At 42.7% G+C, this 15,754-nt stretch carries 13 protein-coding genes and 1 other RNA gene; 9 read left to right on the top strand and 5 right to left on the bottom strand.

The window, feature by feature from the left end:
* Window positions 1-159 precede the first annotated feature (159 nt).
* Window positions 160-1,491 (bottom strand): Xaa-Pro aminopeptidase, encoded by a 1,332-nt coding sequence (gene pepP, locus ACE01R_RS04690; protein ID WP_395548006.1) that lies wholly within the window; start codon window positions 1,489-1,491, stop codon window positions 160-162.
* A gap of 76 nt (window positions 1,492-1,567) precedes the next feature.
* Window positions 1,568-2,197 carry a UPF0149 family protein gene (locus tag ACE01R_RS04685; RefSeq protein WP_395547940.1) on the bottom strand — a complete coding sequence of 210 codons (630 nt, stop codon included), beginning with the start codon at window positions 2,195-2,197 and terminating at the stop codon, window positions 1,568-1,570.
* A 64-nt stretch (window positions 2,198-2,261) separates the two neighbouring features.
* On the opposite strand from ACE01R_RS04685, the gene ACE01R_RS04680 reads away from it, so the two are divergent.
* The 3 genes from ACE01R_RS04680 (at window position 2,262) to ssrS (ending at window position 3,383) form a co-directional block, all read left to right on the top strand.
* Entirely contained in the window at window positions 2,262-2,813 is a 552-nt protein-coding gene (locus ACE01R_RS04680) for a hypothetical protein (protein WP_395547939.1), read from the top strand.
* A 2-nt stretch (window positions 2,814-2,815) separates the two neighbouring features.
* Window positions 2,816-3,100, top strand: coding sequence for a cell division protein ZapA (locus ACE01R_RS04675; RefSeq protein ID WP_395548004.1), 285 nt, complete (start codon window positions 2,816-2,818; stop codon window positions 3,098-3,100).
* Between the two features lie 100 nt (window positions 3,101-3,200).
* A non-coding RNA gene (gene ssrS / locus ACE01R_RS04670) (6S RNA) lies at window positions 3,201-3,383 on the top strand.
* Between the two features lie 173 nt (window positions 3,384-3,556).
* Here the strand turns inward: ssrS and ACE01R_RS04665 are convergent.
* Window positions 3,557-6,598 carry a heavy metal translocating P-type ATPase gene (locus tag ACE01R_RS04665; protein WP_395547935.1) on the bottom strand — a complete coding sequence of 1,014 codons (3,042 nt, stop codon included), beginning with the start codon at window positions 6,596-6,598 and terminating at the stop codon, window positions 3,557-3,559.
* Window positions 6,599-6,681: 83 nt separating this feature from the next.
* Between ACE01R_RS04665 and ACE01R_RS04660 the strand changes: the two genes are divergently transcribed.
* From ACE01R_RS04660 to lon, 3 genes are all read left to right on the top strand, one after another.
* Entirely contained in the window at window positions 6,682-7,062 is a 381-nt protein-coding gene (locus tag ACE01R_RS04660) for a MerR family transcriptional regulator (protein ID WP_395547918.1), read from the top strand.
* Window positions 7,063-7,112: 50 nt separating this feature from the next.
* A complete protein-coding gene (locus ACE01R_RS04655; RefSeq protein ID WP_395547864.1) occupies window positions 7,113-7,700 on the top strand; it encodes a 5-formyltetrahydrofolate cyclo-ligase in 588 nt (195 codons plus the stop codon).
* A gap of 146 nt (window positions 7,701-7,846) precedes the next feature.
* Window positions 7,847-10,273 (top strand): endopeptidase La, encoded by a 2,427-nt coding sequence (lon, locus tag ACE01R_RS04650; protein WP_395547858.1) that lies wholly within the window; start codon window positions 7,847-7,849, stop codon window positions 10,271-10,273.
* Between the two features lie 272 nt (window positions 10,274-10,545).
* Here lon and ACE01R_RS04645 read toward each other — a convergent pair whose 3' ends face one another.
* Window positions 10,546-11,502: a M28 family peptidase gene (locus ACE01R_RS04645; RefSeq protein WP_395547856.1), complete on the bottom strand. Its 957-nt coding sequence runs from the start codon at window positions 11,500-11,502 to the stop codon at window positions 10,546-10,548.
* Between the two features lie 154 nt (window positions 11,503-11,656).
* Between ACE01R_RS04645 and rlmH the strand changes: the two genes are divergently transcribed.
* From rlmH to ACE01R_RS04630, 3 genes are all read left to right on the top strand, one after another.
* Complete coding sequence (gene rlmH / locus ACE01R_RS04640; RefSeq protein WP_086194926.1) at window positions 11,657-12,139, top strand: 23S rRNA (pseudouridine(1915)-N(3))-methyltransferase RlmH; 483 nt, start codon at window positions 11,657-11,659, stop codon at window positions 12,137-12,139.
* Between the two features lie 201 nt (window positions 12,140-12,340).
* Window positions 12,341-13,117, top strand: a complete 777-nt coding sequence (locus ACE01R_RS04635; RefSeq protein WP_395547853.1) for a dioxygenase — start codon at window positions 12,341-12,343, stop codon at window positions 13,115-13,117.
* A gap of 149 nt (window positions 13,118-13,266) precedes the next feature.
* Window positions 13,267-14,034, top strand: coding sequence for a DUF4377 domain-containing protein (locus ACE01R_RS04630; protein ID WP_395547852.1), 768 nt, complete (start codon window positions 13,267-13,269; stop codon window positions 14,032-14,034).
* A gap of 70 nt (window positions 14,035-14,104) precedes the next feature.
* Here the strand turns inward: ACE01R_RS04630 and gdhA are convergent, their stop codons facing one another.
* Entirely contained in the window at window positions 14,105-15,448 is a 1,344-nt protein-coding gene (gene gdhA / locus ACE01R_RS04625; protein ID WP_395547850.1) for an NADP-specific glutamate dehydrogenase, read from the bottom strand.
* Window positions 15,449-15,754 lie beyond the last annotated feature (306 nt).

The following is a 15,754-nucleotide window of genomic DNA, read 5'->3' as shown; positions in this document are numbered from 1 at the left end:
GTAAAGCTCAGAAAGCAATCATTGAACAAAGAAATTTAAATCCTGTTCTTGACTCTTGCAGTTAAAAGCAGGACATTTTAAATGGTTTATCGCATAGACATTTTAATTGGTGAATAACAAAAAAAAACCGATCATCTGACCGGCTTTTATCAACCCAAATTAAGCAACTTTAGCTTTTGCCATCAATGCTTCGATATCTTCGACTGTTTTTACTACATCTTTGGTAAGAACCAGTGGCCCGTTTTCGGTAGCGACCACATCATCTTCAATACGGATACCAATACCACGCCATTTTGCATCAACAGTTTCATCATCCGGTGCAATGTATAGTCCCGGTTCAACCGTCACCACCATGCCCTCTTCATAAGCACGCCATTCGCCGTCTAGTTTGTATGAACCGACATCGTGTACATCCATACCCAACCAGTGACCGGTACCATGCATATAAAACTGACGGAAGGTTTCTTTTTCGATAATTTCCTCAATATCACCTTGCATAATGCCGAGGTCTAATAAACCTTGAACCAGAATGCGTACCGCCACATTGTGCGGCTCTTTGTAAGAATTACCGACACGTACTGCATCAATCGCAGCCAGTTGTGCTTTTAATACCAGCTCATATAGGGCTTTCTGTTCAGGGCTGAATTTACCATTCACCGGGAAAGTACGGGTAATGTCCGAAGCATACAATTGATATTCGCAGGCCGCATCAATCAACACCAGATCACCATCTTTCAGCACTTGGTCATTTTCCACATAATGCAAAATGCAGGCATTTTCTCCTCCCCCAACAATACTATTGTAAGAAGGCACGCAGCCATTTTTACCGAAGATGTAGTTCAGCTCTGCTTCCAGTGCATATTCCATCATGCCCGGACGTACCATTTGCATGGCACGCGTATGCGCTTCTGCACTGATGGTCGATGCATGTTGCATCAGCTTGATTTCCTGTTCGGATTTATGCAGACGCATTTCATCTACGATTCGGTCCAGCTGGATGACTTGGGCAGGTGCGGAGGTGCCTTTACGTGATTCACCATTGACTTTAGCAATCCACTTGGCTACACGCGCATCAAAATCAGCCTGCTGGCCAATGCGATAGAACAGTTTTTGTTTATTGTGCAGTTTCTCGATAATTTCTTCATCCAGCAGGTCAATGGCATAGGCTTCATCCGCCTCGTAATCATCGACTGCACCGTCTACACCGGCACGGTAACCGTTCCAGATTTCCATCTCTCGGTTACGTTCACGGCAGAACAGACTATAGGTATAACCTTCATCAATCGATTCAAAAGTCTCAATAACCGCTACAGCTTCAGGCTCTGCAAACCCCGTCAGATAGAAAAAACTGCTGTCTGCACGGAATTTATAATCTGCATCGCGGTTACGCATGGCAACCGGACTGGTGGCAATAATTGCAATACTGTGCGGACCCATTTCTTCTGCCAGGCGGTCACGACGTTCCTGAAAATCTGCTTGAGTCAGTTTCATCATTAAGTGTACTTTTGTCTTTTATGAGTAGGTTATAACTTTTAAATGGTCTGTTTTTGAACCGGCATCGCCCGAATTAGCTCGGACGATGTGGAGTAAACATTTCAACAACACTGTTTGCTTCAGTAGCGTTATTTTTTTGCAATTGCGGCTGAATATTTTGCAGTAATGGAGTTTCTGCCACTTCCACTTTCTTGCGTCCCAATGACAGACTGACAGGAATTAAGCGCACAAATTCGTAAAGCTCCTGATAGCTTTCTTCGCCTTCTTCATCATCATCCGATTCATCAAACTCGACGGCTGCCACATCTTGCAGATGTTCAATCAGTTCCATTTCATCCTGACGGATATGACCAGAAGCCAGACCAAAGCCCAATACCACACCGGCACACCAGTCCGCCAAGGCTTGTACACGATCCGCAAGAACGTGTTCATCATCCGGAAGCAAGGGTAAATAATCGAGTTCATCTTCAGATAAAGCATGGGCAATATCTTCGGCTTCATCAGTTAATAAGTCTAAAATCTGCTGTTCTAGTGCCGGAATTTCGAGGGTGGCTAATATTTGTTGCCATTCATCACCAGTCGGCGCCTGAGTAACACAAACAATACCCGTTAGCAGTCCATGTAACTCACTTGGGCTTGAAATCTCTTCAATTTTTGAAAAATTGTGGTGCCATTCCGACCAACCTGAAATATCGTCTTGCATTCGCTTATCCAATCTCTATACTTCTTATATATTACCTTTGTTTGCGATACTGTGCGACTACGATATGTTAGAAGAATTACAGCGTCTACAGGCGCATATTGGCGTTTTAAAAACGCGACTTGCGCATTTTAAAAGTGAAAATGATGCACTCAATGCTGCAAAAGCAGATTCCAACGAGCATCATCATGCCCAAATTGTGCAAAAAAATGGCATCATCACCCAGAAGCAAGAAGAAATAGATAATCTGAGCGAGCAATTAAGCGAAACCCAATCGCAATTCAAGCAATTGAATACCGATGCGGCTTCTTTAGCAGACCGTTATAGCCGTTTGGAAAAAAGCTGTACCGATCTTAAAAACCGTTTTCAGGAAATTCTGGCTGAGCGTAATGAATTACGTGTCATTAAAGAAAAGATGCAAAATGATCAGCGGCTTGCGCACCAGGAAATTCAAGATTTGCAGCAGGAACGTGAAAGATTGTTACAAAAAAATGAACATGCCAAAGCCAAAGTTGAAGCCATTATTCAACGCCTGTCTATTTTAGGTACTGCTCAAGATCAACACGCGCAAGAAATTCAACAGCTTGCTCACCCTACCGATGCAAATGAGGACATTTAATGATGAGTGAACAAATTGCCGTTGAATTGCGTGTACTGGGTCATAATTTCCGTTTAGCCACTACGGAAACCGAGAAAGCCGATCTGGAACGTGCAGCTGAATTGTTAAATGAAAAATATGATGATTTTCGTCGTAAAGCACCACGTGTTGAACCGAGTAAACTCATTATTATGGTGGCGCTTGAGCTGATGCAGGAAGTTCTGTCAATGAACAAATCCTTGCAGGAGTACTCGCACTGTGAGCGATTATTAACAACGATTTTAGAGGATGTAGAAGATTTAGTTTAATTTTCATTTAAATTGACTAAAGTATCAACAGTTGAAATCTAAGTTTACAGTTCATGAACATTGAAGATTTGCCAATATCTCATTATTGGTTATACTTATTTCATCTCTGAGGTGTTCGCCAGCGAGTCTATATCCCTGCCGATACTTAAATCTACGGATTGTGTTCTGCATATTTAGAGTGTATGCCCATCTTCGAATGGGAAACCCAGCAAGTATGCGTCGCGTCCACCTTGAACTTCTTCGGGTTCAGGGTAACGACATGCAGCGGCATCTTCGGAGTGCTTATTTTTATTATTCTAAGTGTTATTTATTACAAATATTTATTCATCTATTTTACTTTTTAAAGAATTTTCATTTTTAAATTTCATCTCATCTTCCGTCATATTCATTGATATTTTATGCAAAAAATACCCAAGATTTGCATCTTGGGTACGTCACTTCACGTCTAATATTCTGTTATCGAGATTTTTGCAGACGTAAAGCGTTGATGACTACTGACAACGAACTGAGTGACATAGCCACCGCAGCAAGCATCGGGGTCAATAACAGTCCGGTCAGAGGATAAAAAACACCCGCTGCCACAGGCACACCCAAGCCATTATAGACAAAGGAAAAGGCCAGGTTCTGCTTCATATTCTTCACACCTAACTTTGCCATATGAATGGCATCAGCCACACCGCGGATATCCCCTTTGACCAAAGTCACTTGAGCCGTCTGTTTGGCAATATCGGTACCATTGCCCATTGCCACCCCCACATTGGCCTGGGCAAGTGCCGGTGCATCATTAATACCATCGCCAGCCATCGCCACAACTTTTCCTTGAGCCTGATATTTTTTTACCAGATCTAATTTTTCAGTCGGGGTACAGTTGCCATAAACCTGCTGAATCCCCAGCTCAGCAGCGACCAGTTTGGCATTCTGTTCGTGATCACCAGTCGCCATCACCACTTCTATGCCATCGGCAATCAGTTGATCAATCACCTGATGGGCATTATGTTTAATCGCATCATGAATCGAGATATAAGCCAACACTTGCTGCGTATTGGCCAAGAAACTGATCACATTACCAGTTGCCCGTTGAGTATCCAGCTTCGCTTGAGCCTGTTCAGCCAATTTTAAACCCAATTGATCAATCAGCTTTTGACTGCCCACATACAGGGTTTGACCCTCAATTTGCCCTTTCACCCCAAAACCGGTGACATCTTCAAAATCACTGACTTTTAGCAATTGATCAGGCGGAACAAGCTTGGTTAAAGTCTGGGCAATCGGATGAGTAGAGAACTGTTCAATCGAGGCAATCCATTGTTCCACTTGCGCTTGCTGAACTGTATCTGAAAGCAGTTTAATCTCTTTCAGGCTTGGTTTACCCTCGGTCAAGGTCCCGGTTTTATCGACAATTAAAGTGGTGACTTTGCTCAAAGCTTCTATGGCTTCCGCATCTTTAAACAACACGCCTTTTTGCGCGGCACGACCTGTGGTTGCCATCACCGACATCGGCGTTGCCAGACCTAAGGCACATGGACAGGCAATAATGAGTACAGCCACTGCACACATCAGCGCCAGATCAAATTGCGCTTGGCCAAACAGCATCCATGCCATAAAGGTCAACACACTAATGGCTAAAACAATTACCACAAAATATTTGGCAAATACATCGGCAAGTTTTTGTAACGGTGCTTTGGAACGCTGTGCTTCGGCTACAGTCTGAATCATTTTCGCCAAAGTGGTATTGGCACCCACTGCCGTGGTTTGAATGCGTATACTGCCCTGCTGGTTCACCGTACCGCCAATCACCCGGTCATCTACTTCTTTTTTTACCGGAACAGGTTCACCCGTCATCATGGCTTCATCAACATAGGTTTTTCCTTCCACTACAATGCCGTCGAGTGGAATTTGGTCCCCTGAAGAAATCTGCAGGATATCGCCCTGTTTCACCATACCAACATCCACTTCCACTACCTGATCATGCTGCACCAGTTTTGCAGTATACGGTTGCAATTTTAGTAAGGATTTAAGGGCGTCAGCGGTTTTGGCACGAGCTTTTAACTCCATGATTTGCCCAAGCAAACTCAAGGACACAATCATACACGCCGCTTCATAATACACGGCAACACCGTGACCAGTTTTGGCCTGCATCGGAATCAGCGATGGAAAAACTGTCGCCACAAGACTGTAGATAAATGCCGCCAGCACCCCAACACCAATCAGGCTCCACATGTTCAGGTTACGGGTTTTATAAGAAATCCAGCAACGCTCGATGAATGGCTTACCCGCCCAAAGGATGACGGGAATAGAAAGCACCAGTTCAATCCACGGCTGAATATGCTGAGGAATAAAGGCATGAATATGCGAACCCATGGCCATGACAAAGACAATTAAAGTCAGCGGCAACGTCATCCAGAAACGGTGACTAAAATCGACCAGCTCAGGATTGGGTGCATCATTCAAAGTCGGTTGCATTGGCTCCAAAGCCATGCCGCAGATTGGACAAGTTCCCGGTCCTTTTTGCACAATTTCAGGGTCCATCGGACAGGTATAATCCATGTCCGCAGCACCTTCAGGCACAGGTCGCTGATCCGCTGGAAGCAGATAAAACTCCGGATCGCCTTTAAATTTTTTCAGGCAAGACGGATTACAGAAATAGTAAGTTTTAGCCTGATACTCTGTTTTTAAATCGGTGGAAGTATCTACCGACATGCCACACACGGGATCAATTCCTGAACTCTGTACTGATGAAGGATGAGTTCCTCCACAACAGCTAGATTTCTTTTCTGCAACTACCGGTTTTTCTTGTGAAGCACAGCAGGAAGAGGCTTGTTGCTTAGTTTGCAAATATTGTTCAGGCTGTTGGGTAAATTTAGTCAAACAACGTTCTGAACAGAAATAATAGTCCTGTGATTCCAACTGGCTGTGCCATTTCGAATCCGTTTTAACCTGCATGCCACAGACGGGATCGGTGACGGTTTGCGTATCTAGTCCAGATTTTGAATCTGTTTCACCACAACAAGATTTTTTTTCTGCTACTTTCAATTTTGATGCACAACCACAACCCGAAGTTTTCGCAGATTCTTTTGCCAAATATTGTTCCGGATTGACCTGAAATTTATCCAAACAGCCCTGACAGCAAAAATAATAAAGTTGTCCCAAATATTCAGTATGCGGTTTGGATAAATCCGTTACGGTCATCCCGCAGACCGGATCAACATATTGCTGCTGTGGTTTTTTCTCACCACCACAACATGAAGATGAGGCCGCTACAACTTTAGCTTTATTTGCACAGCCACAGCCTGATTTAGGCTTGATTTGTTGAAGGTAAGCTTCAGGGTTTTTAACAAACTTTTGTTTGCAGCCATCACAACAAAATAAATATTTTTTCCCCTCAAATTCAAAAGCATGTTCTGAAGGTTCAGAAACATTCATTCCACAAACCGGATCAACTTTCACTAATTCAAGAACTGAATCCTGTTTTGCACAGCAGGAAGATTGCGGCTCATTCATCAGACTCTCCTCACTTTATTATTCGATTGTGCTAGCATAAAGTCTGTACCTAGGTACAGAGTCAAGTCATTCGAGGATATTTTATGCTCACTATCGGAAAACTGGCCAAACAGTGTCATGTCAACGTCGAAACCATTCGTTATTATCAACGGATCGGTTTAATGCGCGTGCCTGAAACCACGCAGAGCTATCGTTATTACAATGACAAAGACATTGAAACGTTAAGCTTTATTCAAAAAGGTAAAGATGCAGGTTTGCAACTCAGTGAAATACAGGAATTACTGCAACTGCAACTGGATGACCGTGAACAGGTGCGACATGTCATTGAGCAACGACTAGAAAAAATTGATCAAAGGATTCAGGAATTGCAGGCGCTAAAAACCCGTTTAAGCAGCTGGGTAGATGAGTGTAAAACAACCAAAGAAAGTTGCTGCCCAATTTTACAAGAACTGAAAAAAAGTTAAACTTCACCCAGCAGTCAGATCATGGGTCATTTTTGAGGGAACACCAACTGATGTCAGTGCATTTAAAAGCTTTACGCAGACACCTTCGACATCAACGTAGAGCCGTTTCCAAATTTCAACAAAAACAAGCTCAACAGAAAGTACTCCAGCAACTAATCCGGCTAAAATCTTTTCAGCATGCAAAAAAAATTGGCGTCTATCTGCATGCGTTTGGAGAGATTAATACCAATCAAATTATCGAGTACTGTTTTAAACAGCATAAAGAAGTTTATCTGCCGATGATTTGCACTATGAACCAGCAATTGCACTGGGTTCGAATTAGCCTGCAGCAATATCGAAATAAACGTTTTTCCTATCATCCTTTTGGCATGCAAGAGCCCATGGCCGGGCGCGGAGCGCATGTGTCGACGCTGGATTTTTTAATTATGCCTTTGCTGGCCTGTGATATTTACGGTACCCGCATTGGTATGGGGGGCGGTTTCTACGACAAAACCCTGGCCAGCGCTATACATAGCCCTTTTCGCCTCGGGATTGCCCATGACTTTCAGCTTATTAAACAACGCTTGCATCGCGAAACTTGGGACCAGCCTCTGGATGCCTTGCTTACACCTTCACGATATTTATCTTTCAAGCGCTAAACTGGCATTTTTGACCATCAGGAACACTTTAAAATCACATATTTATTCATTTTTTAAACATTTTCATTTGCCCTGCCCTTGTAATTTTTGAAATACACTTCACTATAAAAATATGGCAACACCATTGTTACTCATTAGGAGTGCCCATGTCTGAAATTATTATGAATCAAGAAACCTTAGCTACACAGGTTCCAAGCGTATTACCACTTTTAGCGCTACGAGATGTGGTGGTTTATCCACACATGCAGATTGCGTTATTTGTAGGTCGTGAAAAATCGATCAAAGCAGTTGACGTGGCCCGTAACAGTGACAATCTCGTATTTGTAGTTGCACAACAAGATTCTCTTACAGAAGAAATTGATCACGACAACTTATATCAATACGGTACTGTCGCGAAGATTGTGCAAGTTGTGAATCATGAAAATGATGAAAACTGTATAAAGGTACTCATTGAGGGCCTACATCGTTCTAAACTGGTAAAAATCATCGACAATGATGAATATTTATCAGCCGAACATGCCCTTAGCCCAATGACAGTGAATGTTGAGGCTGGTTCTCAAGCAACACGTGTACAAGAACTGCGAACTTTATTTGCCCAATATGCAGAAGCCAAATTACGTAATGCACGTGAATTGATTACTGCTGCAAATAAAATCGATGACTTATTGCAACTCTTGTTCTTTGTGGCCACTCGTGTGCCCTTGAACATCGATATCAAGCAAAAGTTCCTGGAACATGATGACTTTGAAGCACATTTGACTGAGCTCATGACTTATTTGTTGCAACAGTCTGAAGAACAGCAGATTGAACAAACCTTGCATGACTCGGTAAAACGCCAGATGGAGAAAAACCAGCGCGAATATTTCCTGAATGAAAAAATGAAGGTGATTCAGCGCGAGCTTTCCGACATGAATGGCGGTGCTGAAGATGATGTTGCAGAAATTGAACGTCGTCTAGAAGAAGCCGATTTACCGGAACACGTGCGTAAAAAAGCCGAATCTGAATTCCGCAAGCTCAAAGCAATGCAACCTGCTTCAAGTGAAGCTGCTGTGGTGCGCAATTATATCGAGGCGATTTTAGATACGCCTTGGAATAAAGCCAGCAAAGTCAGCATCAATTTGGCGAAAGCACAAGAAATTTTAGATGCCGATCACTACGGTCTAGATGAAGTCAAAGACCGTATTGTGGAATATCTTGCAGTACAATCTCGTGTGAAAAAGCTCAAAGGTCCAATCCTTTGCCTGGTTGGCCCTCCAGGGGTAGGTAAAACTTCATTGGGCGAGTCGGTTGCCAAAGCCACAGGTCGTGAATTTGTGCGTATGGCTTTAGGTGGCGTACGTGACGAAGCGGAAATCCGCGGTCACCGCCGTACTTACATTGGTGCGATGCCGGGTAAAATCGTGCAATCACTGACAAAAGTTGGCGTGAAGAATCCGCTGTTCTTGCTCGACGAAATTGACAAGATGGCGCAGGATTACCGTGGCGACCCTGCTTCTGCCTTGCTTGAAGTGCTTGATCCATCACAAAACAGCAAGTTTAACGATCACTATCTCGATCTTGATCTTGACCTTTCTGAAGTGATGTTTATCTGTACTGCAAACAGCATGAATATTCCTGAAGCATTGCTTGACCGTATGGAAGTGATTCGTCTTCCGGGTTATACCGAAGAGGAAAAAGTCAATATTGCAGAGCGTTACCTGGTTCCTAAAGCCATTAAGGACAACGGTTTACGTGCTAAAGAATTGACTGTTCATGAAGAAGCGATTCGTGACATCGTGCGTCATTATACTCGCGAAGCGGGTGTACGTAGTCTTGAACGTGAAGTGTCAAAAATTGCCCGTAAAGTGGTGAAAGAAGCGGTCAGCAAAAAAGCCAAAAACCTGCATATCGATGTCACTGCTGAAAATCTGTCTGATTACCTGGGCGTACATAAGTTCGACTTCGGTATGGCAGAAGAAGAAGCGCAAGTCGGTCGTGTCAATGGTCTGGCTTGGACATCAGTTGGTGGCGAATTGCTTTCGATTGAAGTGGCTGCGGTAAAAGGTAAGGGTAAATTCATTACCACTGGTTCACTCGGTGATGTGATGAAAGAATCCATTACCGCTGCAATGACTGTAGTCCGCACCCGTGCCGATGCCTTGGGTATTGAGGCTTCAAGATTTGAAGAAACTGATATTCATGTACATTTACCTGAAGGTGCAACACCGAAAGATGGTCCATCTGCAGGTTTGGCGCTGACTGTGGCTTTAGTCTCTGCATTCACAGGTATTCCAGTTCGCGCAGACATTGCCATGACTGGTGAAACCAATCTTGGTGGTCGTGCAATGCGTATTGGTGGCTTGAAGGAAAAACTTTTAGCTGCGCATCGTGGTGGCATTAAACTGGTCTTCATCCCTCAAGAAAACGTACGTGACTTGGTGGAAATTCCGGAAAATGTTAAAGCCGGTCTGGAAATCAAAGCAGTGAAAAACATCGATGAGATCTTGCCACTTGCCTTGACTGAAAAGCCAAAGCCTTTGGTAAAAGCACCGATTGTTAAACCAATGGCAGAAGGCAAAGCAGCGCGTCACTAATTGCATTTTGCTACACAAAAAAAGAGAGCTTCGGCTCTCTTTTTTTGTGTAAAGGTTTTACGATATTCATAGACCATTAGCTTGAAAAACCAACAGCTCACCCTCACCTAATAGTATAGATACACAGATGTGCTGTAAGTTTCTAATTGATTTCTAATTAAGATTTCTAATTAATAAGTTATGTGAATGGTCATCTACATCTCCAGGTGGATGACCTTTTGATCGCAGTCCCAGTATTCCATTAGGGGACTGCGTTTTTTATGTGTGCTTACTCAGTCAGATTGAATCATTAAACTATAAGTCAGACCATCAATCACATTCGCCATTTTTGCAATATTCAGAGTTTTCAGGGTATCTCCCTTGCTGTGGTAATGCTTGTTCCGAAAATGACCTGTATCGGTAATCATCATGGCAGGAATATTTAAATTCCAGTAATTCAGATGATCTGAAAATTCCATTCCCGAAATAAAAGATGGTGCCACCAAGCGTTGACACTCTAGCTGATCCAGCATTTTCATCGATTCACAATATTTCGCACTTAAGTCATAAGACTGTAAATTACTGACGGCGGCAATAAAGTTACCATGCTGCGGATATACCCACTTTAAACCGGCAGGATATTGCTGCACCAGATTTTCATCAAAAAACCCTATCATCTCTAAAATATAAACGCCTCTGATGTGATCTTTCTGAGCCTGGATTGATTTTGCATGCACAAAACTGCCCATCTGTTCAGTCTTGAAAAATGGCGGTTCTTGCAAGGTATAAAATACAAATTCGACATTATGTGCCAGCTGCGATTTCTGCTGTGCCAATATCCGTGCTGTTTCAATCACCCCCGCGACTCCAGAGGCATTATCATCTGCGCCCTGAGTTTCGCCAAATACGTCATAATGCGCACCGACAATCACCTTGTCCGCATGTCCAGCTGTGAGCGTACACACTACGTTGCGATAACCCAAACCGTTGACTGTATAATTCTGATACTGGCAGGGTATGCCAAACAAACGCATTTGCTCTTTAATCCATGCCGAGACACGCTGCAATTCCTGAATATTTTTATAATTCCGATGCCCCTGCTCACCGATGATTTGCTCCAGATAGACTTTTAAATTATCTGTACTGGCCGGTGGCGCACTGGGGAATGCCCAGGCTGAAACACTGATAAAAACCGAACAAAGGAAGCCCCAAAAAAGCATGCCTAAATTTAGATGGTTTTTTAATTTCATGTATTGTTATCCCACTCTTATTATTCACATTTAGTCCGTTAATGAAGATTAAAACAACATCTCAAGCTGATTTTCAATTTCAATTTGTTGCTCAAAAGCAGTAAAAACCATTTTAGCGTTTATAATAGCGCTGACTTTCAAATCATCGAATCTTATGAAAATCCGTATTATTACCATCGGTCAAAAAATGCCAGCCTGGGTGCTCACCGGCTTTGAAGATTACTTCAAACGTATTCAGCCTTTTGTGCAAACTCAAATTATTGAATTACCTATGGCAAAACGCGGAAAAAATGATTCTGAAGCCGACATCCTAAAATATCGCCAGATTGAGGGTGAAAGCATCCTGAATGCACTAAAACATAATGAAACCCTGATTGCCCTTGAAGTCGGTGGTAAAGAATTCAGTACTGAAAAACTGGCTGAAACCATGAAACAATGGATGCTTGAAGGCAATGATGTGGTATTGGCGATTGGGGGGCCGGATGGTCACTCTGAAGCAGTACGTAAAGCTGCTGCATGGCACTGGTCTTTATCCAAACTCACCCTACCACACCCTATGGTTCGGGTCATGCTGATTGAACAGCTCTACCGCGCAATGAGCATCAACAATAATCATCCTTATCACCGGGCGGGTTAAGCAGGCTCATAACAGGATGATTTGGGCTCGGCAAAATAGTGTAAAGCGAACGTATTTCTAAGCCTGAATCATACATCTGTTTGGATCATTCATTATCGTTCCATAAACGGAACAATATGTTTATATAAATTGTATTTATTCTATTTCTCTTTATTTGGCATCATATCCTCAATCGATATTATTTGAATTAGGCGCGTCAACATGAATTTACAAACTTTACCCGGTTTATTTATTTCTCATGGATCACCCATGCTGGCGCTTAATCCGGAACAGGTTGGCCCTGCGTTGGAGCGATTGAGCTTAAATCTGCCTCAACCTGAAGCCATTATTGTGATGTCTGCACACTGGGAAAGTAATGCGCTGGAAGTCAGTAGCAGTGTACGTCCTGAAACCTGGCATGACTTCCGCGGTTTTCCGCCTGAGCTGTATGAAATACGCTATCCTGCACCGGGTCAACCTGAACTTGCAGAACAGATTCTGCATCTTTTAGCCAATGCCGGCTTTGCCGCGCATGCCAACAGTACCCGTCCACGAGATCATGGCGTGTGGATGCCATTGTTGCATATGTATCCTGAGGCTGATGTTCCAGTGGTGGAAATTTCCTTGCCCATGAACATGTCTGCTGAAGATATTTATAAAATTGGTCAAACCCTGGCACCCCTACGTGAAAAACAGGTGTTAATGATCGGTTCGGGCAGCATTACCCATAACCTAAGCGAACTGTCCTGGCATGGTGAATCTGCTGCAGTTCCTGAATGGGCATCGACTTTTCGGAATTATGTGGTTAGCAAAATGAATCATGGCGATTATGCTGCGGTTCTGGACTGGCAGAATATTCCTTATGTACAACGTAATCATCCGACCTTAGAACACTTTGCTCCCCTGTTTTTTGCGATGGGTACAGGTCACCGTTTTAGTATCGTGCATAGCAGTTTCAGTATGGGTTCTCTGGGCATGGATATTTATCGTTTTGACTGAGACACGCCAACTCATAACTTTTTATTAATAATTAACAAAATTATAGTTATGGATACATTTTGAAACTGAACTTATCAGAATGTATCCATATTTTTTAAATACCTATACGTTATTCTATTAAAAATTCTTCAAAACCAAGTACTTTTAAAATGAAATTTAAACTTTTAGCAATCGCCCTTTTCCCGCTCACGCTTGTAGCCTGCCAATCTGGCGATATTCAAAAAGTTGGAGATGTTGCTGTGTCGGTGCTTCAACAACAAAATGCAGATCAAACCCTGAGTGCTTATCAATGGAGTACTGCTACAGGTACTGCACCTAAACCTCTGGTGCTGAATTTTGATGATAAAGGCCGTTTAAGTATTGCCACCAGCTGTAATGGCATGGGCGGTAGCTGGAAAGTGGAAAACAATCAGATTGTAACAGGGCCTTTAATGGCAACTCAGATGGCATGTCCAGAAGCTTCTATGCAGCAAGAAAGTATTGCCAAGGATCTGTTTAATGACCGCAAAGCACCTTTTGTATTGAACCTGAATGATCCTCAACAGCCGACATTAACACTAATTTCAGCGACAGGTCAGAAATATGTTTTCACTGGAAAGATGACACCTGAAACAAAATACAACTCTCAGGCTGAAACAATTTTTCTGGAAATTGCACCTGAAACAAAATCGTGTACCGGTGTAGCACCTCAAACCTGCTTACAGGTTCGGGAGGTGAAGTATGCCGAAAATGGGGTAAAAACTCAGGTCGATAAAGACTGGACTTTGTTCTATGACAAAATCGAAGGTTTTACTCACACGCCGAACGAACGTCAGATCATTCGTGTTAAACGTTATGAAATCAAGCATCCCGCTGCAGATCAGTCGAAATATGCTTATATCCATGACATGACGGTTGAACGCTCAACGGTTAAGTAAAGCATTTAGTCAAGAAATAAAAAAACCGAGGTCATCGCCTCGGTTTTTTAAAGCTTAAACCAAGTCAGACTTAGAATACGCCTTGAGCAAGCATTGCATCAGCTACTTTTACGAAGCCTGCAATGTTCGCACCGTCAACATAGTTCACAGTACCATCTTCTTTAGTACCGTATTTCACGCAGTTACGGTGAATTTCTTTCATGATTGCATGTAAACGCTCGTCTACTTCTTCGAAAGTCCAGCCTAAACGCAATGCATTTTGAGACATTTCAAGACCAGAAGTCGCAACACCACCTGCGTTAGATGCTTTACCTGGAGCATAAAGGATTTTCGCTTCAACGAATTTCTCTACAGCATCCAAAGTTGAAGGCATGTTAGCACCTTCAGCAACACAGATCACACCGTTTGCAAGAAGTTTAGCAGCGTCATCAGCATCTAGTTCGTTTTGAGTTGCACATGGAAGTGCGATATCACACTTGATACCCCAAGGACGTTGACCTTCAAGATATTCAAAACCGTGTTTAGACGCAAACTCAGAAATACGGCCACGTTTAACGTTTTTAAGCTCCATCACTTCTGCAAGAAGTTCGTCAGTGAAACCGTCTTTAACGAATACAGTACCCGCAGAGTCAGAAAGTGAAACCACTTTCGCACCCAGGAACATTGCTTTTTCAGCAGCGTATTGCGCAACGTTACCAGAACCAGAAATCGTTACGACTTTATCTTTGAAGCTGTCGCCACGAGTTTTTAGCATTTCCTCAGCGAAATACACAGTACCGTAACCAGTTGCTTCAGGACGAGCCAATGAACCGCCAAAAGTTAAGCCTTTACCCGTGAATACACATGAAGTGTCATTGCTGAGTTTTTTCATCATACCAGCCATGTAACCCACTTCGCGGCCACCTACACCGATATCACCCGCAGGGATGTCAGTATTAGAACCAAGGTGACGATACAACTCGATGATTAATGCCTGGCAGAAACGCATGATTTCGCCTTCAGACTTACTTTTAGGGTCGAAGTCTGAACCACCTTTACCACCGCCCATTGGCAATGTAGTCAAGGCATTTTTGAAAGTCTGTTCAAAACCGAGGAATTTCAAAATTGAAAGGTTTACTGAAGGGTGGAAACGCATCCCCCCTTTAAATGGACCAATAGCTGAGTTGTACTGTACACGGAAAGCACGGTTTACTTGAGTCTGGCCTTTGTCATCTACCCATGAAACACGGAATTGAATCGCACGTTCAGGTTCTACAAGACGTTCAAGTAATCCATGATCAGCATATTCTGGATTCTTTTCAATGAATGGCCAAAGGCTGGTCATTACTTCTTCTACAGCTTGTAGAAACTCTGGTTGATGTTGGTCACGTGATTTAACGTAGTCTAGGAAGTCGTTAAGGCTGTTATATTTCAACACTTAATCCTCAGCAGAAATGGATCAAAATCGTTCAATATTTCAATCAATGATATATTTTGGCGCAAAACATTAAATATCTTTTGCACTTATTCAGCAATAGTTTTTTAAAAAAAACTTCAATTATCTATATAGAACAGGTATTTAAATTAATTATTCAGTCTTTTTGGTTATATATATAATAACTTTTAGATATGAATTAGTGTAATATTTTGCTCGAAATTAATGCATTCCTGGTGCTATTTTTGCGCACAGGAATTCTATGCAAAAACATGCTAGTATTGCTCTCCAGCACATTGTTTCACG

The sequence above is a fragment of the Acinetobacter sp. BSP-28 genome, from assembly GCF_044130285.1.
Lineage (GTDB): Bacteria > Pseudomonadota > Gammaproteobacteria > Pseudomonadales > Moraxellaceae > Acinetobacter.
Note: the sequence above shows the minus strand (reverse complement) of the source record. Positions and strands in the feature narration are given on the sequence as shown.

Bases quoted from the DNA above. Each gene is read 5' to 3' on its own strand.
- pepP (WP_395548006.1), bottom strand. From the start codon at position 1,491: ATGAAACTGACTCAAGCAGATTTTCAGGAACGTCGTGACCGCCTGGCA.
- ACE01R_RS04685 (WP_395547940.1), bottom strand. From the start codon at position 2,197: ATGCAAGACGATATTTCAGGTTGGTCGGAATGGCACCACAATTTTTCA.
- ACE01R_RS04680 (WP_395547939.1), top strand. From the start codon at position 2,262: ATGTTAGAAGAATTACAGCGTCTACAGGCGCATATTGGCGTTTTAAAA.
- ACE01R_RS04675 (WP_395548004.1), top strand. From the start codon at position 2,816: ATGAGTGAACAAATTGCCGTTGAATTGCGTGTACTGGGTCATAATTTC.
- ACE01R_RS04665 (WP_395547935.1), bottom strand. From the start codon at position 6,598: ATGAATGAGCCGCAATCTTCCTGCTGTGCAAAACAGGATTCAGTTCTT.
- ACE01R_RS04660 (WP_395547918.1), top strand. From the start codon at position 6,682: ATGCTCACTATCGGAAAACTGGCCAAACAGTGTCATGTCAACGTCGAA.
- ACE01R_RS04655 (WP_395547864.1), top strand. From the start codon at position 7,113: ATGTCAGTGCATTTAAAAGCTTTACGCAGACACCTTCGACATCAACGT.
- lon (WP_395547858.1), top strand. From the start codon at position 7,847: ATGTCTGAAATTATTATGAATCAAGAAACCTTAGCTACACAGGTTCCA.
- ACE01R_RS04645 (WP_395547856.1), bottom strand. From the start codon at position 11,502: ATGAAATTAAAAAACCATCTAAATTTAGGCATGCTTTTTTGGGGCTTC.
- rlmH (WP_086194926.1), top strand. From the start codon at position 11,657: ATGAAAATCCGTATTATTACCATCGGTCAAAAAATGCCAGCCTGGGTG.
- ACE01R_RS04635 (WP_395547853.1), top strand. From the start codon at position 12,341: ATGAATTTACAAACTTTACCCGGTTTATTTATTTCTCATGGATCACCC.
- ACE01R_RS04630 (WP_395547852.1), top strand. From the start codon at position 13,267: ATGAAATTTAAACTTTTAGCAATCGCCCTTTTCCCGCTCACGCTTGTA.